Here is a 25,576-nt window from a genome sequence, read left to right on the forward strand (position 1 = left end):
TTTCGGGAGGGAGCGATATGAGTTATAACCCAATAAATGACGGGCCAGATTGGACGTTCGAGTTACTGGACGAATATCATAAAGAAATTGCAAGGGTAGCCGAACATTACCGACTTTCGACCTACCCTAACCAAATAGAAATCATTACCGCAGAACAAATGATGGATGCCTACTCCAGTGTAGGCATGCCTATAGGTTACAATCATTGGTCATTTGGTAAAAAGTTTATTCAAACGGAGCAACACTATAAGCGTGGCCAAATGGGTCTTGCTTATGAAATTGTGATCAATTCAGACCCCTGTATTGCTTATTTAATGGAAGAAAACACCATGCCTATGCAAGCATTAGTAATGGCGCATGCGTGTTATGGTCACAATTCATTTTTCAAAAATAACTATTTGTTCAAGACATGGACAGATGCATCTTCCATCATTGACTATTTAGTCTTCGCAAAGAACTACATCGCCTCTTGTGAGCAAAAGTATGGTATTGATGAAGTTGAAAATTTACTCGACTCTTGCCATGCGCTGATGAATTATGGCGTGGACAGATACAAACGCCCACAGCGTATATCTATGGAGCAAGAACAAAAGCGTCAAAAAGAACGAGAAGATTATCTTCAATCTCAAATCAACGAGCTTTGGCGGACCATCCCGGCAAATCAACAGGAACAAAAACAGAAAAAGATTCGTTTTCCATCTGAGCCGCAAGAAAACATTTTGTATTTTCTTGAAAAACATGCACCTTTATTGGAGTCTTGGCAACGTGAGATAATTCGTATTGTTCGCAAGATTTCGCAGTACTTCTACCCTCAAAAGCAAACTCAAGTCATGAATGAAGGTTGGGCAACGTTTTGGCATTACACCATCCTAAATCATCTCTATGACGAAGGAAAATTATCGGATGCGTTCATGCTGGAGTTTCTGCAAAGTCATACGAATGTAGTTTACCAACCGCCTTATAATAGTAAGTACTATTCAGGTATAAACCCTTACGCATTAGGCTTCAACATGATGTGTGACATACGCCGAATTTGTGAACACCCAACAGATGAAGATAAAAGGTGGTTTCCTGAGTTTGCAGGAAGCAATTGGCTTGATACGCTTCACTTTGCTATGGAAAATTTCAAAGATGAAAGCTTTATTAGCCAATTCTTGTCTCCCAAAGTCATGCGAGATTTCAAGCTCTTCACCATAATTGATAAACAAAAGTCACCTAACTTAGAAGTTGGTGCAATTCACGATGACAGTGGATACCAAGAAGTTAGACAATCCCTTTCGGCCCAGTATAACTTAAGTAATCACGAGCCGAACATTCAAGTATACAGTGTCGATGTGCGCGGAGATCGGTCATTAACCCTTCGCTATGTGCCACACAATGGGATACCGCTTGCCGATTCACGCAAAGAAGTACTCAAACACCTGTATCGTCTTTGGGGTTTTACCGTGCGGCTTGAGCAAGAAAATGAGGATGGAAACATCGAGCTACTGACGCAATGCCCTATGTCTGAAGATGAGTTGTAGCTTGTCGTAAGTGTTGATAAAAAGATTGATAGTTAAAAGGCGTGTTCATCGACACGCCTTTTGTATTATCTGTTATTAATTACTGTTCTCTTAAAAGACCTCACTAAGCTACTGCTCGTGTGTAATTTCTGGCGTCAAGCTCATAAACTCTCACTAGACCTAGCTATTACTTCGCTGCCTTTTTAAGCTCTGGCGTGTAACTTGTGACGCAGTTTCGACCATGTTCTTTAGAGTAATAAAGCGCAATATCCGTAGCTTCTATCCATTGCTCATGTTTTTCAAACGAGTCATCAAAACAGGCGATCCCGACACTGACGGTAATGCTTATTTTTTCTTCATCGTAGAAAATGACCGATTTTTCAATCAGCGTTCTAAGCCGCTCGGCAAATATTGTGGCGCCTTCTGTATCCGTATCAATTAAGGTCACTGCAAACTCTTCACCACCATACCGACCAGCGGTATCTGTTTCTCGAAGTGTTTTTCGTAGTAAGTCTGCTACATGACGTATCGCCATGTCGCCGCCACTATGACCATGTTCGTCATTGATGCGCTTGAAGTGGTCAATATCAAACATTAACAACGCACTACAGCCCTGATTGCGCTTCAACCGTTTGAACTCTTTACGTAAGTTCTCTTCCCAAAACCCCCTATTGGATAATTTGGTTAGGCTGTCAGTACGACTTAGCTGTTCTAGCTGTTTATTAGCCACTTCAAGTTCAATTTTGTTCATTGCCTCATCCGTTACATCGTAAATGATGATGCAAACATGCCCTACTTCACCAGTGGTCGTCGTGAGCGGTATGATGGTTGAGTTCTGGAACATATGCTCCGCTTTACCGGTAATAGGTCGATAATTCTTAAAGCGGAAAATGTAAGGTTGCTGCTCCCAAATCGTAAAAGAGCGATTTTTCAAGACGAATACTGATTCGGTTTTACCACGAAACCATTTCTCATCAATGCTCGGAAAGAGATCAAAAATGTCTTTGTCTTTGACTGCGCTTGGAAGTAACCCAGAATGGTTTTCCATGAAACCATTCCAAACACAGACTCGATACTCCCTGTCTAGTACCACAAGCCCTACGTCAACGGTATTAAACATATCCATTAACCAGTGGATCTCATTCATATCAAAATCGGCTGAAGGCATAGTTTTAATCTTCTAGTAAATAGGCCACTTTGTATTTCAGGGTCTTAAGCGAGTCTTCTGTAAACAATAACATCAAATCACAATTTATATTGTGATGTTCGATACCATAACTTATTTCAATGGCAAGCGTTCTCTGCCAGCGATCTTTATTTGCTTTTACCAGCTCTGCCACGTCGCCATGTTGTCCTAGTACCACAGGATGACCTTGGCTAAAAGGCATATCCAATTGCCGAGATAAACCGGTCAAAATCGCCCCAATGAGAATGTTGCTGACATCCATTAACAGTTCTAATTCAACTTTGTCATTCAACTCACCGGTATAATTCATGAGTGAAGCAATTTCTTTAAAGCTTGAATCATTGATGATAAGTAAAGCCTCGCCCGACACGCCTCCACCAATGAAGCCCTGGCATACACCAGAGGTACTCACATTCGAGTCGATGGACTGCAGTGCCATATGTAGTTCACTGACTTCAAGCACATTTACATTCGGGATTGGTAACTTTACAAAGACATTTAGAAGACGCGCGAGTAAATCGCCCGCCTGTCCCATCGCAACGTTTGTAATTTCTTGGTAAATATCACGTAGCTCAGAATCGAGTTGTTCACCTAATTTATGAACGATATTCTTGCGACGAGGCTCGGTCTTTTATGCCGTGATGCTCAATAATCTCGGAAAGTTTTTTCGCATCGCAGGGTTTTTTGATGAAGTCTATTGCACCAAGCGTACGCACACGCTCATGTGCATTAGGTTGTATGTCACCAGATACGACGACAGTGAGTACCTCGAGACCTTGTTCATTGATGGCTTCGAGTACTTCATACCCGTCCATTTGTGGCATATTTAAATCCAGAAAGAGGATTTCTGGATTAAGCGCTTTAATTTTTGTAATGCAATCAAGTCCATTCTCAGCAAACTCGATTCTCGTTTCCCAATCCTCAGGCAACGAGCGCGCCAACTGACGGCGAGCCAACTTCGAGTCATCACAAATTAGTACGGATGTTGTCATAGACGCTCTCTAAACCAGCACTACGCTCTGAACTTGCGCGTGTTACATTTTTATAATTATTTAATTAAGCTCATTTTTGCGACACATGTTAATCAATGTAAAAGGTATTTACAATTTTAATTTAGTCGCAAATCTTGGTCTGTCGTTGTCAGTATAATACACTACAAACGATTAAGATAACTCCAAAAGGAATACTTTATGCTGAGATTACTCGTTTTACCTCTTTTGTTGTGTGCTGGGCAAGCATTTAGCTTTGAAATTCCAGAAAACAAAATAGACCAAGGTAAGGTTTTAGCGCAAAACAAACCAGTGACGTTGTTAGGCACAGGAGTAAGTATCGGCCAAGAAGCACCAAACTTTAAGGTTGTTGATAGCTCTTTTACACCCGTTACGCTAGATAAATTTAAAAACCAGCCTGTTTTGCTAAGCATCGTACCCAGTTTGGATACTGGTGTTTGCAGTATTCAAACAAAACACTTTAACGAAAAGGTCGCGGAGCAATTTCCTAATGTCGCTATGCTCACAATCAGCGCGGATTTACCATTCGCGCAGAAACGATTTTGCAAAACTGAAAATATCGACAAAATCCAGACACTTTCAGATTCAGTATGGCACAATTTTGGTGAGAATTATGGTTTGATTATAAAAGATATGGGACTTTTAAGTCGTGCGGTGTTCATTCTGGATGAAACCCATAAGGTCGTTTACAAAGAGCTTGTTCCCAAACTATCTAGCGAACCAAATTATGAAGCAGCCGTTACCGCATTAAAAGCGCTCAATTAACACGGTGCAACATCTTCCAATTTCTAGTGAGAGATTTGAGAGAGCAATCTCCAGCAAATCGACTGACCACTTTTTAGACATATAAAAAAACCGCCAAGTGGCGGTTTTTTTATTTTTGATGCTTAACCAAGTAAACCTGCTAGTTGTGCACTAACCGCATCAACTGCTTGAGTACCATCAAGTTTATGATATTGAGTATTGCCTGCATCAGCTTCTGCTCGGTAGTAATCCACCAAAGGTTTCGTTTGGTCGTGGTATATACCTAGGCGCTTACGTACCGTTTCTTCTACATCATCGGCACGAATAACAAGTTCTTCGCCTGTTACGTCGTCTTTACCTTCTTCCTTTGGTGGATTGTAAACCACATGATATACACGGCCAGAACCTGGATGAACTCGACGACCGGCCATACGCTCAACAATAATTTCATCAGCAACATCAAATTCAATCACGTGATCAATTTGAATGCCATTGTCTTTCATTGCATCTGCTTGAGGGATTGTGCGTGGGAAACCATCTAAAAGGAAGCCTTTCTCACAATCTGCTTTAGCGATACGCTCTTTCACAAGACCAATAATAATTTCGTCAGACACTAACTGCCCTGCATCCATTACTTTTTTCGCTTCAAGACCAAGTGGCGTACCTTCTTTGATCGCCGCACGTAGCATATCACCAGTAGAAATTTGTGGAATGCCATACTTGTCCATTAAGAATTGAGCTTGCGTGCCTTTACCTGCACCTGGAGCGCCTAAAAGAATGATGCGCATATTTCTGTTCCTCGTGTCTCGGATTATCATTAACGACTGAATTTTTTCATAGCTATGCGCGATACTCAAGCAACTTATACTAATTGATAAGCAGACAGCTAAAAAATAGGCAAAAAGAAAGGGGCCGAAGCCCCTCTGGAGAAGATTACTTACTTAATTCGAGCATCAATTTATTTAAACGAGCCACAAAGCCCGCAGGATCTTTCAAACTGCCTCTTTCTGCAAGCAACGCTTGATCTAATAAAACTTCGGACCATTGAGCGAATTTGTCTTCATCTTGCAATTCATTCAGATGTTTCACCAATTGGTGTTCTGGATTGATTTCAAAGATAGGTTTACTATCTGGTACTTCTTGTCCTATCGAAGCCATAAGTTTCTGCATTTGCGAACTCATGTCATGATCATCCGTCACAACACAGGCTGGAGAATCAGTTAAACGATGCGTAAAGCGAACTTCTTTCACTTTCTCACCTAAAACTGTTTTCATACGCTCAACTAGGCCTGATACTTCTTTCTCAGTCTCTTCTTGCGCTTTTTTCGTTTCTTCGTCGTCAAGATTACCTAAATCTAAGTCTCCACGCGTAACTGATTGGAATTGCTTCTCTGAGAACTCGGTGAGATAGCTCATCATCCATTCATCAACGCGGTCTGACATCAATAAAACTTCTATGCCTTTCTTACGGAAAATCTCGAGATGAGGTGAATTTTTAGCAGCTTCAAAGCTATCTGCAACCACATAATAGATCTTATCTTGACCTTCTTTCATACGTTCGATGTACTGCTCAAGCGATACATTTTGCGTTTTCTCATCGCTATGTGTAGACGCAAAACGTAGCAATTTAGCAATATCTTCTTTGTGCGCTGAATCTTCTGCCGGTCCTTCTTTTAGTACTTGGCCAAATTCATTCCAGAATGTTTGATAGTTTTCAACGTCATTTTTACCAAGACGATCAAGCATTTTTAACACACGGCTTGTACAGCCCTTTCTAATCGCTTGTGTAATTTTGTTATCTTGAAGAATTTCACGCGAAACGTTAAGTGGCAAATCGTTAGAATCCAAAAGACCTTTCACGAAACGTAAATAGCTTGGCATAAACTGCTCTGCGTCATCCATTATAAAGACGCGTTGAACATACAGCTTAAGACCTGAACGACGTTCACGATTCCACATATCAAATGGCGCACGCTTCGGAACATAAAGTAAGCTTGTGTATTCAGTCTTCCCTTCGACCTTGTTGTGTGCCCATGTCAGTGGCTCTTCCCAATCATGCCCTACATGTTTATAGAATTCTTTGTATTCTTCCTCTGAAATATCAGATTTGTCGCGTGTCCACAGTGCTGTCGCTTTATTGATGGCTTCCCATTCAGCAGGAGTGCCTTCAATTTTCTCGCCATCTTCACCTTCTGATGCTGGTACTTCTGGCTTGAACATTTCAACCGGAATTGAAATGTGATCAGAATATTTAGTGACAATGCCACGTAAACGATATTCATCTAAGAACTCATTTTCATCATCGCGCAGATGAAGAGTTATTTCTGTGCCTCTATCCGCTTTTTCAATGTCGGCAATCGTAAATTCACCTTCGCCGTGCGATTCCCACTCAACGCCTTGAGCTTCACCCGCTTTACGGGTGCGAACTGTTACTTTATCTGCCACAATAAACGCGGAGTAAAATCCGACACCAAATTGACCAATCAATTTTGAATCTTTAGCTTGGTCACCTGTTAGGTTTTTGAAAAACTCGGCTGTACCTGATTTTGCAATTGTGCCTAAGGCACTGATCACATCTTCACGGTTCATACCAATACCGTTATCTGAAATTGTAAGCGTCTTTGCATCTTTATCCGTGCTAATACGTACACGTAAGTTAGCATCACCGTCATACAATTCAGTGTTAGATAACGCAAGGAAGCGAAGTTTGTCAGCGGCATCTGACGAGTTTGAAACTAATTCACGTAAGAAAATCTCTTTGTTTGAATACAAAGAGTGGATCATTAGGTTTAATAGTTGTTTGACTTCTGTTTGAAAGCCTAATGTTTGCTTTTCTGCTGCAGTCATCGTTTTCTCCATTACAAAAGCATTGTCTGCGAATATGCACTGTATATGGGGTGTAAAAACGAATCTTCAAGGATTTTTTTGTAAATACTGCCATTGGTCGGACAACCTGTAGTTATCCGACTCAATTCAACGTACCAAAAATTAGATAGAGCGACGCCCAGAAAAGGCATGCATTAATGTTTGACCGTCAACGAGATCTAATTCCCCACCGACAGGCATGCCATGCGCTATACGAGTTGGAGAAACATGGTACTTATGACAAAGTTCAGCAATAAAGTGTGCAGTTGTTTCCCCTTCGACTGTGGGATTTGTTGCAAGAATCACTTCATCTAGATTCCCTTCACTTAATCGTCGTTCAAGTAGATCTAGACCGATTTCACGAGGTCCAATTCCATCCAATGGCGACAAATGCCCCATCAGCACAAAATATAGTCCTTGATATTGCCCCGTTTGCTCAATTGCGAGCACATCAGTGGGTGATTCAACAACGCACAATGTGCGGCTGTCTTGACGTTTAACGCTGAGACAAATATCGCACACGGAGACTTCACTAAAAGTACGACACGTCTCACAGTGACCGATTTGGCTCATTGCTTTGGTCAACGCTTTACCTAACTGCGTACCACCATCGCGATCACGCTCTAACAGATGAAACGCAATGCGTTGAGCCGATTTCGGGCCAATTCCCGGTAAACAACGTAGTGCTTCGATTAATTGAGATAAACTCGGTGATAACTGCATAATTTCAAACGTCTCTAAGAACTCTGTTCGGCAAAATATCATAACCTAAACGTTGAGTACATTACTCACATTGAGTCTGCCTCCGTTATGCTTGATATGACACATACCGCGTAGATTTACTTTCTTGTAGCATAGACAAAAAAATAGCGCCTGCAGGCGCTATTTTTAAAGGATTCTATATTAGAACGGCATTTTGAAGCCTGGCGGCATTGCCATACCACCAGTCACCGCTTCCATACGCTTTTGCGATTCGTCTGCTACACGGCGAACTGCGTCATTTACCGCTGCGGCTAGCAAATCTTCAATCATCTCTTTGTCGTCTTCAAGTAGACTCTCATCGATTTCTACACGACGTACGTTGTGGCTACCCAGCATCGTAACCTTAACAAGGCCTGCGCCAGCTTCGCCTGTAACTTCAAGCGTTTTAATTTCTTCTTGGGCTTTTTGCAAACGATCTTGCATCATTTGCGCTTGCTTCATGATATTGCCCATTCCACCTTTAAACATAATTTGCTCTCTACGACTAAATTAGAAATATTTTTAAAAGATAGGGACTATTGTAACCAATTACAATGCCCGAATACTATTCTCATCGACGACCGCGCCAAATTCTTGTGTGAACGTGACGATGTTTTGATCGTTTGCTATCACTTCTACCGCTTGTGCGAGGCGACCTGCATCAATCTTTTGTTGGATCAAATAAGGTGACTCCATAATACCCGGAGCAAAACTCACCTCGAGTTCAATGTTCGTATTCAACACGCGTGACAAATTATCAGCCAACCTTGTACGTAGCATTGTGCCATCAAGATGTTGTTGTGTGCTATCCACCTGCAACTCAATTCGGTTTCCTTGCTGATTGAAAATAGAGTGCAATGCAAATTGACGAGAACGACCACCCAACCCCATCAGCTCGATTAACTCTGCCCAACGGTCTTGTTGATGGGCGAATCGAATATCACTAATTGGACTCTCAAAATTCTCTGGTACAGGGATTACTTGCTCTTGCTCTTCAAGTTGCGGCGCTTTTTCGCCACTTAACTGCACGAGCAGCTCAGGAGCAAGCTTACTTTCATCGACTCGATGTCGTTCTCTGAAATCGACTTTCTTAACTTTGGCTTGAGCCGTTGTATCGGTTGGCTCACCAACCGTTTCAGACTTTTTTGTTGGTGTTGCCTCTGGCTTTAATTTTTCCGCACCTTGTATTTGTCTGTTCTGCAGAATCCTCGCTATCGCAGACTGCGTTTGCTGAGATTTTTGCTGTAACGTCTCCGCCATTGAAGGACTCGCTGACGCCTGAGCCACTGAAGATTGAACCTCTATGGGCGTGTTGTCTGCGGTGAATCCTTGCTCACTTGCTTGAGCCATTAAACTTTCGTATTGTTCTTGTTGTTGATAAGACATCACGCCTTCATCATCTGCGTCCAAGCTTTCAGCACAGCTCAAATCCGTTGTCAAACTTTCGCCAACTGTTTCTGCTTGGCTCTGATTTGGAGTCATAGTCTGATTAATCGGAAGGCCTTCAGCTTGTGCTTCCGCATTTTTTTCAATCGCTTTGGATTCTGTCTCGTTTAAATTTGCGGCCATTGATGGAGCCGATTTTGATTGAGGTTGCTGAGCTGCATTAGCTTTATTACGGCCTAAAATTGCTCGAAGTGCACTTGCTTTAGACTCACCGACACTGGTCGAGGTTGCCTGTGGCATGTGTGTATTTTGCCCTCGCCCAATCCCAGACTGTTCAAATGCGAGTACTCTCAACATGAGCATCTCAAACCCTAACTTCGGTTCGGGAGCCCATTGCAAATCTTTTTTGCCATTCAGAAGTAACTGATAAATCGATTGAATTTGAATTGCAGTCGTATTCGAGGCGAATGACATTATCTCTTCTTTGTCATACTCAGCGACATTCACTGATTCTGGAACCAGCTGCGCAAGTTGTATAGCATGAGTCAGGGCTAGCATGTCATCTACCAATGCTTTATAACTTGGAGCACGCGTCCCCACTCGTTCAATTTCGGCCATTAACGCTGCACCATCTTGAACAAGCACAGCACTTAGTAAGCCTGCCGCATAGGCTGAATCCATCAAACCAAGCATCGATTGGACAGCAAGTAACTCTAAGTTACCGTTGGTTTGCGCAATCGCTTGATCGGTTAGACTGAGGGCATCACGCATACTTCCATCTGCTGCCTTCGCTAACACATCCAAAGCTTGAGGTTCATATTTCAAACCCTCAGCATTTAGGATGGAAGTGAGTTGTGCCGTTATTTCCCCTTTTGATAAAGCGGATAAATTGAACTGCAAACAACGAGATAAAATGGTGACGGGGAGTTTTTGAGGATCGGTTGTCGCCAATAAAAATTTAACGTGTGTCGGCGGCTCTTCTAATGTTTTAAGTAATGCGTTGAAGCTGTGCTTTGACAGCATGTGCACTTCATCAATTAGATAAACTTTATACCGCCCACGCGTTGGTGCGTACTGCACGTTGTCGAGGATCTCTCGGGTATCCTCAACTTTTGTTCTGGAAGCCGCATCGATTTCAATTAAATCAATAAATCGACCGGCTTCAATGTCTTGGCAAGCACTGCACTTACCACACGGTGTAGAAGTAATACCAACTTCACAATTGAGGCTTTTTGAAAAAATACGCGCAATTGTCGTTTTCCCTACACCTCGAGTCCCAGTAAACAAATAGGCATGATGCAAACGCTGATCATTCAACGCATTAACTAATGCCTGCTTAACATGCTCTTGCCCCACTAGCTCATGAAAGTTTTGTGGACGCCATTTGCGTGCTAGGACTTGATAACTCATATTATTCGCCTTCGAATTCTACAAGTTTTAATACTTTGATGCCCAAATCCGCTACGCGTTTTTCGCCACCAAGTTCAGGTAATGAAACGACAAATGCAGCATCAGTTGCATGACCACCTAGACGCTCAACCAATTTCGCGGTCGCTTCAATCGTCCCGCCGGTTGCTAATAAATCGTCAACAAGTAGCACTTTATCACCCGCAACAATCGCATCTGTGTGCAATTCAAGCGTGTCTTGACCGTACTCAAGTTGATACGACTGACTAATCGTTTCTCGTGGTAATTTACCTGGTTTACGCACTGGAATAAAAGGTAAGCCTAGTTCGTAAGCAAGGGGCGCGCCGAAAATAAAACCACGCGACTCCGTACCAATAACCTTCGTGAAACCTTTATCTTTATAGGCATTGATAAACGCTTCAATCGTTGCTTGAAAGGCCGCTGGATTTGCCAATAAAGAAGTAACGTCACGGAACATAATGCCCGCTTTTGGATAATCTGGAACCGTCGCAATACTGTCTTTAATCAACGACATTGTTGAATCTGTCATAATGGTTTAACCATTTAATTAATTTTTCAAAGACAGAGATTATAACAAGAAAGGACGAAGTTAAAACGCAATTAGAAAATTAAATGGTGAGAATGATTACATTTTAGACACAAAAAAGGCTGCATCGCAGCCTACTATTATGCAGCTAGTACGTGAGCCTCAGCCTAAAATTGCATTTAAGCAACCAACAACTGCAAACACCGCTAGGAAACCTAAAAAGTATTTTGCGTTGAACGGATCTTTGAAATCACCATTGTTTGCCATAGTAGATACTACCTTTTAAAAATAAGCACGACGAATTGTGGCGCGTATAATAATGCAAACATGATCTAGATCAAAGTTTTTTATTGTGCATTTTTTGACACAACAATACCTAGCTGGATAAAGTTTCCTAAAATTTGCTGAGCACCAACACTTAGTTGCTCTTGAGTGAGTTGAGGCAAGTTTTGACACAAAATACCAAGCAAAGATTCGAACTTAATTCCTTCCTGCATACGAATGGCTTCAAGCAACATTGCTGTGAGCGCATTAATTTCTACAAACTGAACGTCATCGTTTGTATTTCTAAAAACAACGAAATAATGTCGCTCACCATCAACCACATCAGGTTGGAATGAGGTTGAGATCTGGTGAACCGGATAGGCGTAACTCACAACTGCCGCTTTAGACGATACATAAAGATTCTCTTCGTGCAATTGTTCTTGGACTATCGTTTTCTCTGTCCGGTCCTCTTGGCGAATTGAAAGTACCAATTCCATCCATTCATAATGAGCCAACTCAAGCATAAAAACAGGGTCGTGTTCATTCAGTTCATAAGCCGTCGATAAGTAAGTCAAAAATTCTTCCGCAATCTCCAAAAAGTATGGTGTATGGCATTGATGCTCGGTAAAAAATTTCCGTACCAACGCATCCCACACTTCATCCTGATAGAGACTTTTTAATACCGGAAATCCAGACGATACAAAGCCGGCAACATTATTGAAGAACAATTCTTGGTAAACTTTAAGTCTTCGCTGCTCAATCTGAGGAAAAAGCTGTTTACTTGTTTCCGGTTTTCTTATCGCTTGCGCAAATTTTTTTGGATCTCGTTAAAGTGCATTGGTCTTCACCCCGCTTGGTTGTCGAGCCGTGGCACGTTGAATTCGTTTAATATCTTTTAGTTCAGTAATTAACTCACCCATTTGCGGAATATTAAAATCTCGCTCTAGCAGCGTTGGGAAAACACCATGTATCTCGTAAGCTTTCTCAAGCAATGCCCAAACGGGGCTAGCCACAGCACTCCCATGCGTGTCTACTATCAAATCTTCCGCCTCGACGTAATGCCCTGCAATGTGTCCATAGACGATTTTTTCCCGTCGGCATCGCTTTTAAAAAAGCTTCCGCATCATATTTGTGGTTTACGGAATTAACGTAGATATTATTGACATCCAAAAGGAGTTGGCAGCCTGACTCCTCAAGAATCGCAAGCGTGAATTCTTGTTCAGTCAGTGTCTGGCCGGGGGCGCAGTAATAGGATACATTCTCCAAAACAAGAGGCTGCTCCAATACATCTTGTACTCGTTTTATACGAGCAACCGTATGTTTAATAGCGTCTTCCGTAAAAGGAATAGGCATTAAATCGTACATATGCCCGTCAGCAGAACAATAACTAAGATGCTCACTGTAAAGACGGATATTGTAGTCTTTTAAAAACGTTTTAAGCTTTTTCAAAAAAGTCATATCGAGCGGGTCATAGCTTCCAATACTGAGCGACAGCCCGTGACAAAGAAATGGCTTGTGACTGGTAAATTCAGCAAGTTGTTTTGAAAACCGCCCACCCAGCGTCATCCAGTTTTCTGGTGCTATCTCAAAGAAGTCAATTTCATCAGGTACACCGCCGTCGAGTTCATCAAGCATATCGCGTCTAAAACCCAATCCAACTTGACCAAAACCTGTTGTCATAGTTCCCCCCAACCCCCTGATTTACCTATTTTAAAATGTGGAACTTCATTAAAACGCATTGCGGCGCTTTTAGTCGCGCCGCAAGAACTTTAATGATGAAACAAAATGTCTTCATTAAAAACTAGTGACTACCGCCGCATTTACCTTCGCCGCATTTGCCTTCTTTTTTAGTTTTAGCTTTGTCACCGCCGCACTTACCTTCACCACATTTGCCTTCTTTTTTTACTTTGTCGCCACCGCATTTGCCTTCGCCACATTTACCTTCTTTTTTAGCTTTGTCGCCACCGCACTTGCCTTCGCCACATTTGCCTTCTTTTTTAGCTTTGTCACCACCGCATTTGCCTTCGCCACATTTGCCTTCTTTTTTAGCTTTGTCGCCACCGCATTTGCCTTCGCCACATTTGCCTTCTTTCTTTCCTTTCTCTTCGCCTTTATGCTTGCCCTGCTCATCACCTTTGTGTTCGCCTTTATTTTCTCCGCACTTACCCTCACCACATTTACCTTCACCAGCATCTAGTTGATATCCTGCGGTAAGCATCTCCATAGAAAATGGATTCGCTTGTGCTTCTAGGCTTGTTAAGCCCGCTGTACCTATAACTACTGCGCCAAGTGTTAATGCGATAGAATTTTTCTTTAAGCTGTTCATAGTGACTCTCTCTGTCAATGTAATAACGATTCGTTTAATAGACCTTGGGACTTTAAAACTACTTTCAAAAAAAATTGCTAACTAATAAATTCTTTGGTCGGTTAAACTACGCACCCTTTGAATTTTCCTTAGCGGCAATGAAAATAACACTAGCACCGATGGAAGGCGTGGTCGACTTCCAAATGAGAAAATTACTCACAAAACTAGGTGGATATGACTTATGCGTGACAGAATTTTTGCGCGTAGTTGATATTACATTCCCCAGAAAAAAATTTTTGAGCAATTGCCCCGAACTCGCTGACGGTGGATACACCTCTTCAGGAACACCAGTTAGAATACAATTATTGGGGCAGAATCCCTCAGTACTTGCGGCGAATGCGCGAAAAGCAGTGTTATTAGGCTCACATGGCGTTGATTTGAATTTTGGCTGTCCTGCAAAAACAGTAAACAAGAATAAAGGCGGCGCGGTTTTACTTAAAGAACCAGACCAAATATACGAAATTGTGAAAGCGGTTCGTGACAATGTTCCATCGGAGCATGAAGTCAGTGCAAAGATACGCTTGGGTTACGATGATGACAGCAATAGCCAAGCGATTGTCGATGCCGTGCAAAAAGCAGGCGCTTCTTCTCTTGTGATCCATGCAAGGACTAAACGCGACGGTTACAGTCCTCCAGCGTATTGGGAAAAGATCCCGCCTCTGAAAACCAATCTTTCTATGCCTGTCATTGCAAATGGCGAGATATGGACCGTGGAAGATGCATTCGCCTGTCAAGCGCGAAGTAGCTGCGAAGATATCATGATAGGTCGCGGAGCACTTGCTCGACCAGACCTTGCTGCAGAGATTAAAGCTACGCTAAATAATCAACCGTATCAACCAATTGTTTGGGCAGACGTATTGCACCTCATTCTTGAGTCATCGAGAGAATTATTACCGCATCACACCCCACACTATTTTTCATCTCGAATAAAACAATGGTTGGTGTATTTAAAGCGACAATATCCTGAAGCCTCTGAACTCTTTACTCAGATACGTCTAATGCACCGAAAAGATGAGGTAATCGAAGCGTTGGAATCTCAACTAAGTAGACAATGAGTTGATTCAAATCATAGCGAGGGAATAAAGATCTTTCATAATGAAAGCTCACAGGAGAGCTAACATGAAAGATAATCAGACTTTAATATTTAAACGCAAGCTGGAGCTGGAGTTAGACTCCTTGCGTAACGCGTTTTTGAATGAGTCTCAAAAATTCAGAAAACGAATTTATGTCCACGCTTGTTCATTCACTTGAAAACGCATCCCCGACGGAGTGGCTCGACTTAGCTGCGAATCAGTTAAGTCCTGAACATCTTCCACGTTACAACCGATTGGTGCAACTTGAAGCCGCACTTTGCCAAATAGACATCGGGCAATTTGGTTATTGTTGTGACTGTGAGCAAGCTATTGATCAATCATTATTAGAGCACGATGCAGCGAGCCAACGATGTATGAGCTGTAGCACCAAAAAAGCCAGCTAAGCTGGCTTTTTTGTTCTTCTTTATAAACTACCCCAAAATACAAAAACACTCGCGGGATACACAGATACGTGCTGTAAAATCGCCTCAATAATTTCATCATCACCATCAATTCTTGAACGTAAATATTGTTCCGCCAATTGGGTTGTCCACCCCTGATAATGCATGCCGACATCGAGTAACATGAGCGTAAGCCAATATTGACGCTCAACTTTCGTCATTTCGAAACTGCAATTAGTCGCAGTATTAACGAGATGAACGTAGTGGTATTGCCAATCAACTCCATCCTGTGGTTTGCATCGCAATGCTAAAAATTGTTCTGTAAGCGATGTTTTAATATTTTGATAGTCGAGAGCAATCGCTTTCACCTCGTCAGACTCGCCGAGTTTAATAGTTAAAAGTTGCATCCAATTCAATGGCTTTTCAACACTTCCGCCAAAGTAGTTCAGTTTACTTTGATACCATTCACTGCCGTTTGGGAGCTGGTCCATACCAAGGCGAGTACGCGGTTTATAGTCATTGAGGTAATTCAAGAGCTCTACTTTTTCCACACTCGCTAAGGACCATTTCGATAAAAACTGAACAAGGTAACGCTGTTCTAATGACGACAAGCGGATTTTACTTTCTTGTGCATTTTTAAGTCTCGCCAATACAAACGTAAACCATTCATTCTGTTTTGACTCAGGCCAGGATACAACAACGCTATCTAAGTCACTTTGGATTGGCCAAGGTAGGTAACGTTCGGGAAATCGCTCAGAGATCATAAGGTAATTAAGCTCTGAATCTTCCATTTGCGCCATTCCACGCTTTAATAATTGGTGACGAGACTTCAAATAGTTTTCGCCAAATGGAATTTCAGCAAGCGATGGTTCTGACGTGTCTAGACTGCGTAGTGCCTGATTTAATGAAACAAACTCTTTCCTTAAATCATCTTTAGATATAACTACTTGCTCTTGTGTGCAAGCTGTTAAGAACAAACCGAAACAAACTGCAGTAAATAAACTCAATCTTTTCATGTAAATCCTAACAAAAAAGCCCCTTTCGGGGCTTTTTTCTGACCTTAAATTACTTTAAGGAAACGCCTTTACGTCGCGCTTTATCTTTAATAAAGCCAGCCCAGCTCTTAGCAAATTTCACCGTTGACGGGTCATCTTGTGCTTTTAAGATCGCTTCATAAGCTTGCTTGTACTTATCTTGGTATAAGTAAGCTTCTGCTAACGAGCTATAGATAGATCCTTTCTTAGTCGAACCTAATTCTAAAGCTTTGTTTAAGCGCTCAATTGCAGCAGGATAACTTTGCAGCTCAACAAGTAGTGCACCAGCTCTACGGTAAAGCTCTGAGTCGTTATCGAACTTAGCAGCTTCTTCATAGTATTTAGCAGCTTCTTTAATATGCTTTGCAGCATGATAGTAGCTTGCTAATGCTGACACGTTTGGCTTCGTACGTTTTACTTTACCTTCATTGATAAATTGTTCGTAGTATTTAGCAGCCTTCCAAGGGATGTCCACTAATGAGTAATAACTCGCCAAAACTTTGTAGTCTGTTTCTGTCTCGATGTAACCTTTGTTGTATGCTACTTGCATCACTGTTAAGCCCTTTTGGAACTCTTCAGTTTGCATGTAGAAACGACCAAGGTTAGTCCATACTTTTGCATCTGTAGGGAATACTTTAACCATTGTCTCAGCTACTTCAACAAGGTTTTTGTATTGTTTAAGTTCAAAGTATGCACCAACTTTCAGCTGGTAAAAGTCTTTAACAGGCTTTTCTTTGCTCAGCTCAATTGCTTTATCAGCGTTCTTAACTACTGAGTTGTAGTTTTTCAACTGAAAATAAGCTTGAGCTACCAGTGCGAAAACTTTCGGGTCTTGATCACCTGAATAGTCCATCCAAGCATTGTAAGCCTTGATCGCTTCATCGTAGCGCTCTAAGCCCATCAACAAATCGCCGTAAAGCTTCATTGTATCTGCTTGGTCTTTGAAGTTCAGCGCTTCAGGCTTAATAGCTTGAGCGATGTACTTCGCCGCGTCTGACATTTGCTCTTTTTGAGCTAATAACTGACCTAAATAACGGTCAACCGTCGCTTTGTCGTAATCGTCAGAAGCTTCGATATCACGCAATAGGGCAATTGCTTCGTCGATTTTGTCTTCGTTGTAAAGCTCAAACGCCTTAACGACTTTCTTACCAACGCGTTCGCCCATGATCTTAGTCTTTGCTTTCTTACGCTCTTCAATTTTCGCGTAATCAGGCTCAGCAAGTACAGCTGTCGAAACAACTGAACCAGAGATCGATAGAAGAAGTGCAAGTGCGGTTGCTTTAGAAAATTGCTTCATACCTGCCTCCTTAGTTGCCTTGGTTAAGTTTAAAGTCTAGTTGAACTTGGATGCCAAATTGTTTCACTGGCTTACCATCTTCAACCTTCGGTCTATATTTCCATTTGCGAAGCGCACGAATCGCTTCACGGTCGAAAATACGCTTAGGTTCGGCGTTGATTACTTCAACATCGTCTACGCCACCTAGTTCGTTGATAGTAAATGAAAGTTGTACCCAACCTTCTTTACCATCACGCGCAGCTTCAATTGGATACTTCGGCTCAATACGTACGATAGGTGTTGCATCACCGTCACGTCCAAAGGCTCCAGGTCCACTGATACCACCAGCACTACCGCCGATATTGATTGAACCCATATTGAACGTCAGTGCACCTGGCGTCGGGTCAGCATTATCTGGTTGTGGTGGCTGCGGTTTAGGCGGCTGTTTTGGTGGAGGTGGCGGCGGCGGTGGTACCCGCTTCCGCTCCTGCACCTGTGATTCAGGCGGATTCGTCAAAATTTCGACTACAATCTGTTCTTTAGTATCTTGCGCACGGTCAGCTCCACCGGAGATTAGGTACGCCATAAAGAAGAACAAGCCGAAAGTAACTGCCCCACCTGTTAAAAGTGAAAACAGAAAACGAATCATTACTTATCTCCAGCGATTGAAATCTTGAGATTGTCGCCTGTAGCTTTAATCTGATCCATTACTTTCACAACCACACCGTGTTTAGCATCTTTATCCGCTTGGATAATAACTGTTTCAGTTGGTTGTTCAGCAAGGATACTTTCCAAGTTTGCACTAACACGCTCAACATCAACTTGGCGCTTATCCATCCAGATTTCACCATTACCGCGAATCGCGATAAAGATGTTTGCGTTTTTAGTGTTTTGTGCTTGAGCAGCTTTCGGCTTATTCACTTCAATACCAGCTTCTTTAACGAACGATGTAGTTACGATAAAGAAAATTAGCATGATGAATACGATGTCAAGCATCGGCGTCATATCAACTGCTGCTTCTTCTGCTTCACGAAAACGTTGTTTACGTGCCATAAAATTATCTCTCTCTAGTGATGTGGCAAGCTATCTACTAGTTTTTCTTTAGCCATTTTCGCTCTTGCTTCAAGACGCGTGCTAAAGAAAACACCAGATAGTGCCGCAACCATTCCAGCCATTGTTGGTACCGTTGCCATTGAAATGCCTGATGCCATCATACGTGCGTTACCTGTACCTTGAGTAGCCATAGTTTCGAAAACTGTGATCATACCCGTTACTGTACCTAGTAAGCCGATTAGTGGACACATTGCAACCAATGTTTTGATAATCAACATACGCTCATCTAATTTTTCAGACGCTTCAGAAATCCATGCTTCGCGGATTCTGTGTGCGTACCAAGACGTAGTGTCTTGGCGGGCGTCCCACTTGGCGACTATTTCCTTTTGCATTTTTGGAAATTCGCCTAGTAAGAACCAATAGCGCTCAATCATTAATACCCACATTAGAAAGAGTGCTATCGCGACTACGTATAAAACATCGCCGCCTGTAGCAACAAAATCCCTGATAGATTCCCAAATCTCCATCAGGACTAACATTATGCTCTCTCCTTCTCCGCGTGAGATGCGATGATACCAGCGCTTTGCTCATCTAGGATGTGTAGAACTGCTTTACTACGGCCAGAAACGATAGCGTGTAGTAGGATTAGTGGTAGTGCTGCGATTAGACCTAGAGCTGTCGTAACAAGTGCTAGAGAGATGTTACCTGCCATGATCTTCGGATCACCCGTACCGAATAGTGTGATTGATTCGAACGTCATGATCATACCAACAACCGTACCTAGAAGACCTAGTAATGGTGCGATAGCAGCAAGGATCTTGATGATGTTGATACCAGCATCGATACGTGGAGTTTCACGTAGGATTGCTTCGTCAAGCTTAAGCTCAAGGTTTTCAACGTCTTGATTCTTGTTGTCATGGTACACTTTCAAGATACGACCAAGTGGGTTGTTTGTGTTTGGCGTGTTGATGTTCTTCATTTGAGAACGGATTTTCGCCGTAACTAACATTAGGTCTAGGAAACGTACTAACGCGATTAGTGCACCAACTACTAGCAATGCTGTGATGATGTAACCAACCGTGTCACCTTGGTGCCAACGCTCTTCAGTCGTAGCACGTTGAGTGTTAAGACGTAAGATTGCGCCACGTGTAGGGTCTAAGTAGAAAGGTGTTACTTGACCTGCTGGTGCATTGATTAGAGCTGTTACTGTGTCTAGTACGTAACCATCTGGTTGTTTACCAAGTGGTTGGATTGACTTAGTTTCTGCTGAGTAGTAAACGTAGCCATCTTTAGTCACTAGGTTGAAGTTACCAACACGTGTAATTTCTTTAGTTTTTACTTCACCGCTAAGCTCTGCAACTTCCGCTTGGAATTTAGATACCTTAGCTGATTCAGTCATTTCAGTTTGGAATGCAATCCAAAGCTCTTCAAGTTCACGAACAGTTGGTAGCTCTTTAGCTGCCGCAAGTGAACGAAGTACTTCAGCGCGTCCTGGTTTTTCAGCACTTACGATTGAAGCTTCGATTGAACCGATTGCTTCAGAAGCTGAACGACGAACAACACCGAACATTTCACCAAGAGTACCTTTAGCGTTCTCTAGTGCAGTTTCTTTTTCTGCTAGTGTGATTTCGTTTTGTGCGAATTGCTTTTTAAGTGCTTCACCACGAGCTTGCTCAGCTGCAAAATCACGTTTTGCTTTGTTGTAAAGTGCTTGTTTGTCAGCTTTAGCTGATAGGAACTCTTGCTCACGAGCTTTGTTAAGCTTGCCTTCAGAGATACGTTGTTGCTTAACTTGTTCTAAAATCTTGTCAAGCTCTTGTGTATTAGCGTGTGCGTTTAACGCGGCGCCAGCTGAAACAGAAAGCGCTGCAGCAACAGCAAAGCCTTTAAATAGTTTCTTCATTATTGATTACTCCGCGCCAAAGACAGGTAGTTTAACAAGATCAGGTGCTGCTTGGTTACGAGCAATACGGATCATATCTTTGATAGGCTTAAGGTACTCATCACTTAACGCGTCCCACGTCTTAGTTTTGTTGTTCCAAACCCAAGCGTGTTTTAAGTCGAAAGACTGTGCAACGTAAGCAACACGGCCTAAACGTGCGAAGTCAACGTTGATGTTCTTACCATCGATTTGTAATGAACCTTGTGATGGAGCAATCGCAGAACCGTAAGAAGTTTCGATTGTGTACGCTTCAAGTACTTGACGGTACTTTTCAGACGTTGTTACTTTTGAGTTAACCATTAACTCACGTAACTTTTCTACGCGGCCAAGGCGAACGTCAGTGTCAAACGGAATGTCCGCTTTGATGAATTGCTCGAGAGTATCAATCATGCGATACATCAAAGGCACAACATTTTGTTTAGTCTTGTCTACTTCAGCGATTTGACGATCAAAAGACTCGATACCTGCGTTTTGGTCAGCTACCAAACGAGCTACGTGGTCATTGTAAACTTTTAAAAGTTCAGTCTCGTCAATTGTCGCACGGTATTCAGCGACTAGCTCTTGAGATTGACCGTATAAGTTATCAACTTTTTCTTGAGATTTTTTAGCGTCCGCTTGAATTTGCTGACCTACGTTTTGTACGTCTTTCAACGGATCTGCCATCACATTGCTGCTTGCAAGTGCAAATGCGCCAACCAACGCAGAAGCTACAAGACTCTTTCTGATTTTAACAGACATAGTTCCCAACCAATTAAGTAATGTTACTTTTATAATTTTATCACCCCTTATCTAGGGGCAACCCTGATATCTTTTGGGAGATATCAACCCTCCAATAATGCTAAAAGGCTTAGCCCGTGTCAACTTAACCTGCGAAACAATTTTATGGCAAGTTTCTGTATTAAATTCAAAAAAAACATTATATTAACATTATAACACAGCTAGAATCTTAACAACCCCACTAGTGACGTACCTTTTACCTCTATTATTTACATTTAATTACAAATTACACTACTGATGTAACTTAAACATTAAATCTAAACAAGCCTCAGTAACCTTATGTTTTATATGACTATCTTAATTTTATTTTTTTTATTTATATAAGATATTGCAACAAGCTATTTCGTTTAATATTTAACCTAAGAATCCATAGTTTTAGTCATTTACCCGTATTTCATCCAGTTTTTTCTGCAATTTATCGACAAAATTTGCAACATGAAGCCCATCCATTAATGCATGATGAACATCGATTGACAAAGGGGTTAGACCAGTTTCGGCATTGTATCGGCCAAATACGCATTTTGGGATACCTGTCGACTTTCCAAAATTGGTTGCGTGAGAGAAAGCACTAAAATTTAACCATGGCAAAATAGATACATGGCTTACATCAAGACGCTTTTCATTTGTTCTTACCCGTTCGCTGAACAGTGCTTCGTTATGAACGACCGACTTCTGAATTTTAAGCATTTTGTCAAAATCTTCCAAAGTCATTTCCGTTGATAGGGTCACAAAACGAAAGGTTTCGTCATCAGCGAGTGTAACAATGCTCTGCTCTACTGTTTCACAAATAACGGGCTTATTATCTTTGATCCGCATTCGCATGGAGCTCATAGTCATTAATCGCCAGACCGAGTGCGTGAACGTAGGCAGAACTGAAAGAAATTGAATGAGACTTACAATACTGATACGGCAGTTTCATATTTAGAGAAACACACACATTAAAGTATGGCTGTGCAAATTCATTAAAAAAGTTGAAGTGTTCTTTTCTGGACCAACTGTTTAGGTCAATTTCGGTGAGTTGAGACATTGTAAAAATAAAAATGGGCACATACAGTGCCCAAAGAATAACGTTTATTTTGGAATTTTATAAACCGTTTGCGATGATTTCACGCGCTAGTTCGTCCGCAATATGGTGCGTCGACTTATTCTCTTCATCTGCGCGTTTGAAGATCTCAAGTAACGTGTCGTAAATACCTTCTACGTGCTTGATTGACTTCGCCTCATTGTAGCCTTCTGGGTTTGTTTCATAATATACGTTAATGATTCCACCCGCATTGATGACGTAATCTGGTGCGTATAGAACATTGTTGTCGCGCAGAATATCGCCATGACGAGAAGCCGCCAACTGGTTATTTGCACAACCCGCGATGATTTTAGCTTTTATGCGTGGGATAGTATTATCATTGAGTGTTGCACCCAATGCACAAGGTGCATATACATCGACATCTAAATCATAGATTTCATCGATACCAACCGCTGTCGCGCCGAATTCTGTTACTACACGGTCAATCGAAGCTTGATTGATATCAGTAACAAACAGTTCCGCACCTGCTTCATGTAAATGTTTACACAAACCGTATGCAACTGCACCTAGACCTTGCACCGCCACTTTCAGACCTTTAATGTCTTGATTACCGCGTTTATGTTGAAGCGCTGCTTTAATACCCAAAAAAGTGCCTAATGCGGTATAAGGTGATGGGTTGCCACTTTTACCTTCAAGACCTAGTACATAATTCGTTTCTTTGTGCATCATCATCACATCACCTGTGGTGATGTTTACGTCTTCAGCAGAATAGTAAGAACCACCCAAGCGCTCAAGGTGACGACCGAATGCACGGAACAGCTCTTCGGATTTAATCGACTTTGCGTCACCGATAATAACCGACTTGCCACCACCAAACGGTAAACGAGCAACTGCATTCTTGTAGGTCATGCCTTTTGATAAACGAAGAACGTCGACAATCGCTTCATCATCTGTTGCGTAGTTCCACAAGCGACATCCACCTACTGCTGGACCTAAAGCCGTACTGTGTACTGCGATAATAGCTTTTAAGCCTGATTGTTCGTCGCTACAAAACACGACTTGTTCATGATTATCAAATTCAACTTGGTTAAATACAGCCACTTTCTTGTTCTCCGAAATGTAATACCCTGAGGGTAGCGCTGAAATTCCGATGACTCTAACATTAACTGTTCTCTCTCGCCACAAAATGAGATGATAAAACCTCGTGAAAAAGAAAAATGAAATTATTAATGCAATCTTTTTAAATATTGCAAATTAACTAGTCTTTATTGATTATTTCAAAAGAGATTTTTAACTAAGAAATTTAGCGTTCAGGTATGACTTGTTTACGTTTACGTAAACGAACAGTGCTTTGTAAGATTATTTGTACAAAAAAGCGCGGACATTGCCGCGCTGATCTAAACCGTTAATTAGCGAAGTTTTTCGTCTAATTCTTCGATTTTCGCTTTCCAAATTGCAGGGCCTGCTGTGTGAGCGTTGTTACCATCACTGTCTACAGCAACCGTCACTGGCATATCTTCTACTTCAAATTCGTAGATTGCTTCCATACCTAAATCTTCAAAAGCCACAACACGCGCTTTTTTGATAGCTTTAGATACGAGATAAGCCGCACCACCTACAGCCATAAGGTAGATAGATTTGTTTTGTTTAATCGATTCTACTGTTGCTGGGCCGCGTTCTGCTTTACCTATCATGCCGATGATGCCCGTTTTTTCAAGCATCATGTCGGTGAACTTGTCCATACGAGTCGCTGTTGTTGGACCTGCCGGACCGACAGCTTCATTTCCTACTGCGTCAACTGGTCCTACGTAATAGATAAACTTGTTGTCGAAATCGACACCTTCAGGTAACCCTTGACCTGAGTTAATCATATCTTGAAGACGTTTATGCGCAGCGTCACGACCCGTTAGGATTTTACCTGTAAGAAGTACCGTCTCACCCATTTTCCAATCGAGCGTATCTTCTTTTGTTAGTGTATCTAGATTCACACGGCGTGTATCTGCACCCACTTCAAAAGTGAGCTCTGGCCAATCCTCAACTTTTGGTGCTTCTAGGTTCGCAGGACCTGAGCCATCAAGCGTGAAGTGAACGTGGCGAGTTGCAGCACAGTTCGGGATCATCACAACTGGCTTAGAAGCCGCGTGTGTAGGCGCTGTTTTAATTTTTACGTCAACGACCGTCGTTAAACCACCAAGGCCTTGAGCACCAATGCCTAACTTGTTTGCACGCTCATAAATTTCAAGGCGAAGCTTTTCTTCTGCTGTCTCAGCACCTCGTTCCATCAACTCATGGATATCGACAGGGTCCATTAAAGACTCTTTAGCAAGTACCGCAGCTTTTTCTGCTGTACCACCGATACCTATGCCTAGCATACCCGGAGGACACCAGCCCGCGCCCATTAATGGCAATGTTTTTTCAACCCACTCGGCAACATCATCAGAAGGGTTAAGCATAACCATTTTAGTTTTGTTTTCAGAACCACCGCCTTTCGCTGCAATCATCACTTCTACTTCTGCACCTGGCACCATATCGATGTGCACAACTGAAGGCGTATTGTCTTTCGTGTTTTTACGGCTACCTGCAGGATCGGCAACAATAGATGCACGCAGAGGGTTGTTTGGATTTAGATATGCGCGGCGAGTACCTTCATCAACCATTTGTTGAACGGTAAGATCTGTTTTATCCCACTTTACGTCCATACCGATTTTCACGAAACACGTCACAATACCTGTATCTTGGCAAAGTGGGCGACGTCCTTCGGCAGACATACGCGAGTTAATCAAAATTTGGGCAATTGCGTCTTTTGCCGCTTTGCTTTGTTCTTTGTTGTATGCTTTTTCTAACGCTTGGACAAAGTCGAGAGGGTGATAGTATGAGATGTACTGAAGTGCATCTTCAATGCTGTCGATAAAATCTTGCTGACGAATAACGCTCATATCGATTCCTTAATTGTCGACATTTGGTCAAATAACTTGCACC

General features: G+C 42.1%; 23 protein-coding genes and 3 pseudogenes. 4 read left to right on the top strand and 22 right to left on the bottom strand.

From position 1 onward, the window contains the following. The first annotated feature begins 17 nt into the window (after positions 1 to 17). Positions 18 to 1,523 (top strand): SpoVR family protein, encoded by a 1,506-nt coding sequence (locus J5O05_RS03060; protein WP_208843541.1) that lies wholly within the window; start codon positions 18 to 20, stop codon positions 1,521 to 1,523. A gap of 166 nt (positions 1,524 to 1,689) precedes the next feature. Here J5O05_RS03060 and J5O05_RS03065 read toward each other — a convergent pair whose 3' ends face one another. Together J5O05_RS03065 and J5O05_RS03070 are read right to left on the bottom strand one after the other, a co-directional pair. Beyond that, positions 1,690 to 2,670 carry a sensor domain-containing diguanylate cyclase gene (locus tag J5O05_RS03065; RefSeq protein ID WP_208843542.1) on the bottom strand — a complete coding sequence of 327 codons (981 nt, stop codon included), beginning with the start codon at positions 2,668 to 2,670 and terminating at the stop codon, positions 1,690 to 1,692. Positions 2,671 to 2,674: 4 nt separating this feature from the next. Further along, a pseudogene (locus J5O05_RS03070) lies at positions 2,675 to 3,680 on the bottom strand (response regulator). Between the two features lie 198 nt (positions 3,681 to 3,878). Here J5O05_RS03070 and tpx point away from each other — a divergent pair. Further along, positions 3,879 to 4,463, top strand: a complete 585-nt coding sequence (gene tpx, locus J5O05_RS03075) for a thiol peroxidase (RefSeq protein WP_208843543.1) — start codon at positions 3,879 to 3,881, stop codon at positions 4,461 to 4,463. 122 nt (positions 4,464 to 4,585) lie between these two features. Here tpx and adk read toward each other — a convergent pair whose 3' ends face one another. The 9 genes and pseudogenes from adk to J5O05_RS03120 form a co-directional block, all read right to left on the bottom strand. After that, positions 4,586 to 5,230 carry an adenylate kinase gene (gene adk / locus J5O05_RS03080; RefSeq protein ID WP_208843544.1) on the bottom strand — a complete coding sequence of 215 codons (645 nt, stop codon included), beginning with the start codon at positions 5,228 to 5,230 and terminating at the stop codon, positions 4,586 to 4,588. A gap of 145 nt (positions 5,231 to 5,375) precedes the next feature. Beyond that, entirely contained in the window at positions 5,376 to 7,289 is a 1,914-nt protein-coding gene (gene htpG, locus J5O05_RS03085; protein WP_208843545.1) for a molecular chaperone HtpG, read from the bottom strand. Between the two features lie 141 nt (positions 7,290 to 7,430). Then, positions 7,431 to 8,030 carry a recombination mediator RecR gene (gene recR, locus J5O05_RS03090; protein ID WP_208843546.1) on the bottom strand — a complete coding sequence of 200 codons (600 nt, stop codon included), beginning with the start codon at positions 8,028 to 8,030 and terminating at the stop codon, positions 7,431 to 7,433. A gap of 180 nt (positions 8,031 to 8,210) precedes the next feature. After that, complete coding sequence (locus J5O05_RS03095) at positions 8,211 to 8,537, bottom strand: YbaB/EbfC family nucleoid-associated protein (RefSeq protein ID WP_208843547.1); 327 nt, start codon at positions 8,535 to 8,537, stop codon at positions 8,211 to 8,213. Between the two features lie 60 nt (positions 8,538 to 8,597). Further along, a complete protein-coding gene (dnaX, locus tag J5O05_RS03100) occupies positions 8,598 to 10,844 on the bottom strand; it encodes a DNA polymerase III subunit gamma/tau (RefSeq protein WP_208843548.1) in 2,247 nt (748 codons plus the stop codon). A 1-nt stretch (position 10,845) separates the two neighbouring features. Beyond that, positions 10,846 to 11,391 (bottom strand): adenine phosphoribosyltransferase, encoded by a 546-nt coding sequence (gene apt, locus J5O05_RS03105; RefSeq protein WP_208843549.1) that lies wholly within the window; start codon positions 11,389 to 11,391, stop codon positions 10,846 to 10,848. A gap of 344 nt (positions 11,392 to 11,735) precedes the next feature. Beyond that, a pseudogene (locus tag J5O05_RS22985) lies at positions 11,736 to 12,458 on the bottom strand (HvfC family RiPP maturation protein); the annotation flags it as partial. 21 nt (positions 12,459 to 12,479) lie between these two features. Then, a pseudogene (locus J5O05_RS03115) lies at positions 12,480 to 13,332 on the bottom strand (HvfB family MNIO-type RiPP peptide maturase). 121 nt (positions 13,333 to 13,453) lie between these two features. Further along, a complete protein-coding gene (locus tag J5O05_RS03120; protein ID WP_208843550.1) occupies positions 13,454 to 13,978 on the bottom strand; it encodes an HvfA family oxazolone/thioamide-modified RiPP metallophore in 525 nt (174 codons plus the stop codon). A gap of 137 nt (positions 13,979 to 14,115) precedes the next feature. On the opposite strand from J5O05_RS03120, the gene J5O05_RS03125 reads away from it, so the two are divergent. Then, the gene (locus J5O05_RS03125) at positions 14,116 to 15,072 is read left to right on the top strand and encodes a tRNA-dihydrouridine synthase (RefSeq protein ID WP_208843551.1); all 957 of its coding nucleotides are present in this window, start codon (positions 14,116 to 14,118) and stop codon (positions 15,070 to 15,072) included. Between the two features lie 140 nt (positions 15,073 to 15,212). Beyond that, entirely contained in the window at positions 15,213 to 15,494 is a 282-nt protein-coding gene (locus J5O05_RS03130; RefSeq protein WP_244369755.1) for a conjugal transfer protein TraR, read from the top strand. Positions 15,495 to 15,514: 20 nt separating this feature from the next. Here the strand turns inward: J5O05_RS03130 and J5O05_RS03135 are convergent, their stop codons facing one another. From J5O05_RS03135 to J5O05_RS03185, 11 genes are all read right to left on the bottom strand, one after another. Further along, positions 15,515 to 16,507, bottom strand: a complete 993-nt coding sequence (locus J5O05_RS03135; RefSeq protein WP_208843552.1) for a hypothetical protein — start codon at positions 16,505 to 16,507, stop codon at positions 15,515 to 15,517. Between the two features lie 49 nt (positions 16,508 to 16,556). Next, the gene (locus tag J5O05_RS03140) at positions 16,557 to 17,822 is read right to left on the bottom strand and encodes a tetratricopeptide repeat protein (protein ID WP_208843553.1); all 1,266 of its coding nucleotides are present in this window, start codon (positions 17,820 to 17,822) and stop codon (positions 16,557 to 16,559) included. A gap of 10 nt (positions 17,823 to 17,832) precedes the next feature. Beyond that, on the bottom strand, positions 17,833 to 18,450 hold the full coding sequence (locus tag J5O05_RS03145) for an energy transducer TonB (protein WP_208843554.1): 618 nt from the start codon (positions 18,448 to 18,450) through the stop codon (positions 17,833 to 17,835). Then, a complete protein-coding gene (locus tag J5O05_RS03150; RefSeq protein WP_208843555.1) occupies positions 18,450 to 18,854 on the bottom strand; it encodes an ExbD/TolR family protein in 405 nt (134 codons plus the stop codon). Before J5O05_RS03150 ends, J5O05_RS03145 begins: the two co-directional genes overlap by 1 nt. Before the next feature lie 14 nt (positions 18,855 to 18,868). Continuing rightward, the gene (locus tag J5O05_RS03155; protein ID WP_208843556.1) at positions 18,869 to 19,393 is read right to left on the bottom strand and encodes a MotA/TolQ/ExbB proton channel family protein; all 525 of its coding nucleotides are present in this window, start codon (positions 19,391 to 19,393) and stop codon (positions 18,869 to 18,871) included. Beyond that, the gene (locus tag J5O05_RS03160; protein WP_208843557.1) at positions 19,393 to 20,757 is read right to left on the bottom strand and encodes a MotA/TolQ/ExbB proton channel family protein; all 1,365 of its coding nucleotides are present in this window, start codon (positions 20,755 to 20,757) and stop codon (positions 19,393 to 19,395) included. The genes J5O05_RS03155 and J5O05_RS03160 overlap by 1 nt, the downstream gene beginning before the upstream one ends. A gap of 6 nt (positions 20,758 to 20,763) precedes the next feature. Continuing rightward, positions 20,764 to 21,534: a DUF3450 domain-containing protein gene (locus J5O05_RS03165; RefSeq protein WP_208843558.1), complete on the bottom strand. Its 771-nt coding sequence runs from the start codon at positions 21,532 to 21,534 to the stop codon at positions 20,764 to 20,766. A 414-nt stretch (positions 21,535 to 21,948) separates the two neighbouring features. Then, the gene (locus tag J5O05_RS03170) at positions 21,949 to 22,389 is read right to left on the bottom strand and encodes a CatA-like O-acetyltransferase (protein WP_244369757.1); all 441 of its coding nucleotides are present in this window, start codon (positions 22,387 to 22,389) and stop codon (positions 21,949 to 21,951) included. After that, positions 22,373 to 22,600, bottom strand: coding sequence for a CatA-like O-acetyltransferase (locus J5O05_RS22835; protein WP_425281516.1), 228 nt, complete (start codon positions 22,598 to 22,600; stop codon positions 22,373 to 22,375). The genes J5O05_RS03170 and J5O05_RS22835 overlap by 17 nt, the downstream gene beginning before the upstream one ends. 57 nt (positions 22,601 to 22,657) lie before the next feature. Next, complete coding sequence (locus J5O05_RS03180) at positions 22,658 to 23,698, bottom strand: Leu/Phe/Val dehydrogenase (RefSeq protein ID WP_208843561.1); 1,041 nt, start codon at positions 23,696 to 23,698, stop codon at positions 22,658 to 22,660. Positions 23,699 to 24,006: 308 nt separating this feature from the next. Beyond that, positions 24,007 to 25,533, bottom strand: coding sequence for a fumarate hydratase (locus J5O05_RS03185; protein ID WP_208843562.1), 1,527 nt, complete (start codon positions 25,531 to 25,533; stop codon positions 24,007 to 24,009). Between the last annotated feature and the right edge of the window lie 43 nt (positions 25,534 to 25,576).

Origin of the sequence: Pseudoalteromonas xiamenensis (genome assembly GCF_017638925.1) — a bacterium.
GTDB classification, from domain to species: Bacteria; Pseudomonadota; Gammaproteobacteria; order Enterobacterales; family Alteromonadaceae; genus Pseudoalteromonas; species Pseudoalteromonas xiamenensis.

Excerpts from the sequence above, each read along its gene's own strand:
- J5O05_RS03060 (WP_208843541.1), top strand. The coding sequence starts at position 18 with ATGAGTTATAACCCAATAAATGACGGGCCAGATTGGACGTTCGAGTTA.
- J5O05_RS03065 (WP_208843542.1), bottom strand. The coding sequence starts at position 2,670 with ATGCCTTCAGCCGATTTTGATATGAATGAGATCCACTGGTTAATGGAT.
- tpx (WP_208843543.1), top strand. The coding sequence starts at position 3,879 with ATGCTGAGATTACTCGTTTTACCTCTTTTGTTGTGTGCTGGGCAAGCA.
- adk (WP_208843544.1), bottom strand. The coding sequence starts at position 5,230 with ATGCGCATCATTCTTTTAGGCGCTCCAGGTGCAGGTAAAGGCACGCAA.
- htpG (WP_208843545.1), bottom strand. The coding sequence starts at position 7,289 with ATGACTGCAGCAGAAAAGCAAACATTAGGCTTTCAAACAGAAGTCAAA.
- recR (WP_208843546.1), bottom strand. The coding sequence starts at position 8,030 with ATGCAGTTATCACCGAGTTTATCTCAATTAATCGAAGCACTACGTTGT.
- J5O05_RS03095 (WP_208843547.1), bottom strand. The coding sequence starts at position 8,537 with ATGTTTAAAGGTGGAATGGGCAATATCATGAAGCAAGCGCAAATGATG.
- dnaX (WP_208843548.1), bottom strand. The coding sequence starts at position 10,844 with ATGAGTTATCAAGTCCTAGCACGCAAATGGCGTCCACAAAACTTTCAT.
- apt (WP_208843549.1), bottom strand. The coding sequence starts at position 11,391 with ATGACAGATTCAACAATGTCGTTGATTAAAGACAGTATTGCGACGGTT.
- J5O05_RS03120 (WP_208843550.1), bottom strand. The coding sequence starts at position 13,978 with ATGAACAGCTTAAAGAAAAATTCTATCGCATTAACACTTGGCGCAGTA.
- J5O05_RS03125 (WP_208843551.1), top strand. The coding sequence starts at position 14,116 with ATGAAAATAACACTAGCACCGATGGAAGGCGTGGTCGACTTCCAAATG.
- J5O05_RS03130 (WP_244369755.1), top strand. The coding sequence starts at position 15,213 with ATGAGTCTCAAAAATTCAGAAAACGAATTTATGTCCACGCTTGTTCAT.
- J5O05_RS03135 (WP_208843552.1), bottom strand. The coding sequence starts at position 16,507 with ATGAAAAGATTGAGTTTATTTACTGCAGTTTGTTTCGGTTTGTTCTTA.
- J5O05_RS03140 (WP_208843553.1), bottom strand. The coding sequence starts at position 17,822 with ATGAAGCAATTTTCTAAAGCAACCGCACTTGCACTTCTTCTATCGATC.
- J5O05_RS03145 (WP_208843554.1), bottom strand. The coding sequence starts at position 18,450 with ATGATTCGTTTTCTGTTTTCACTTTTAACAGGTGGGGCAGTTACTTTC.
- J5O05_RS03150 (WP_208843555.1), bottom strand. The coding sequence starts at position 18,854 with ATGGCACGTAAACAACGTTTTCGTGAAGCAGAAGAAGCAGCAGTTGAT.
- J5O05_RS03155 (WP_208843556.1), bottom strand. The coding sequence starts at position 19,393 with ATGTTAGTCCTGATGGAGATTTGGGAATCTATCAGGGATTTTGTTGCT.
- J5O05_RS03160 (WP_208843557.1), bottom strand. The coding sequence starts at position 20,757 with ATGAAGAAACTATTTAAAGGCTTTGCTGTTGCTGCAGCGCTTTCTGTT.
- J5O05_RS03165 (WP_208843558.1), bottom strand. The coding sequence starts at position 21,534 with ATGTCTGTTAAAATCAGAAAGAGTCTTGTAGCTTCTGCGTTGGTTGGC.
- J5O05_RS03170 (WP_244369757.1), bottom strand. The coding sequence starts at position 22,389 with ATGCGGATCAAAGATAATAAGCCCGTTATTTGTGAAACAGTAGAGCAG.
- J5O05_RS22835 (WP_425281516.1), bottom strand. The coding sequence starts at position 22,600 with ATGTCTCAACTCACCGAAATTGACCTAAACAGTTGGTCCAGAAAAGAA.
- J5O05_RS03185 (WP_208843562.1), bottom strand. The coding sequence starts at position 25,533 with ATGAGCGTTATTCGTCAGCAAGATTTTATCGACAGCATTGAAGATGCA.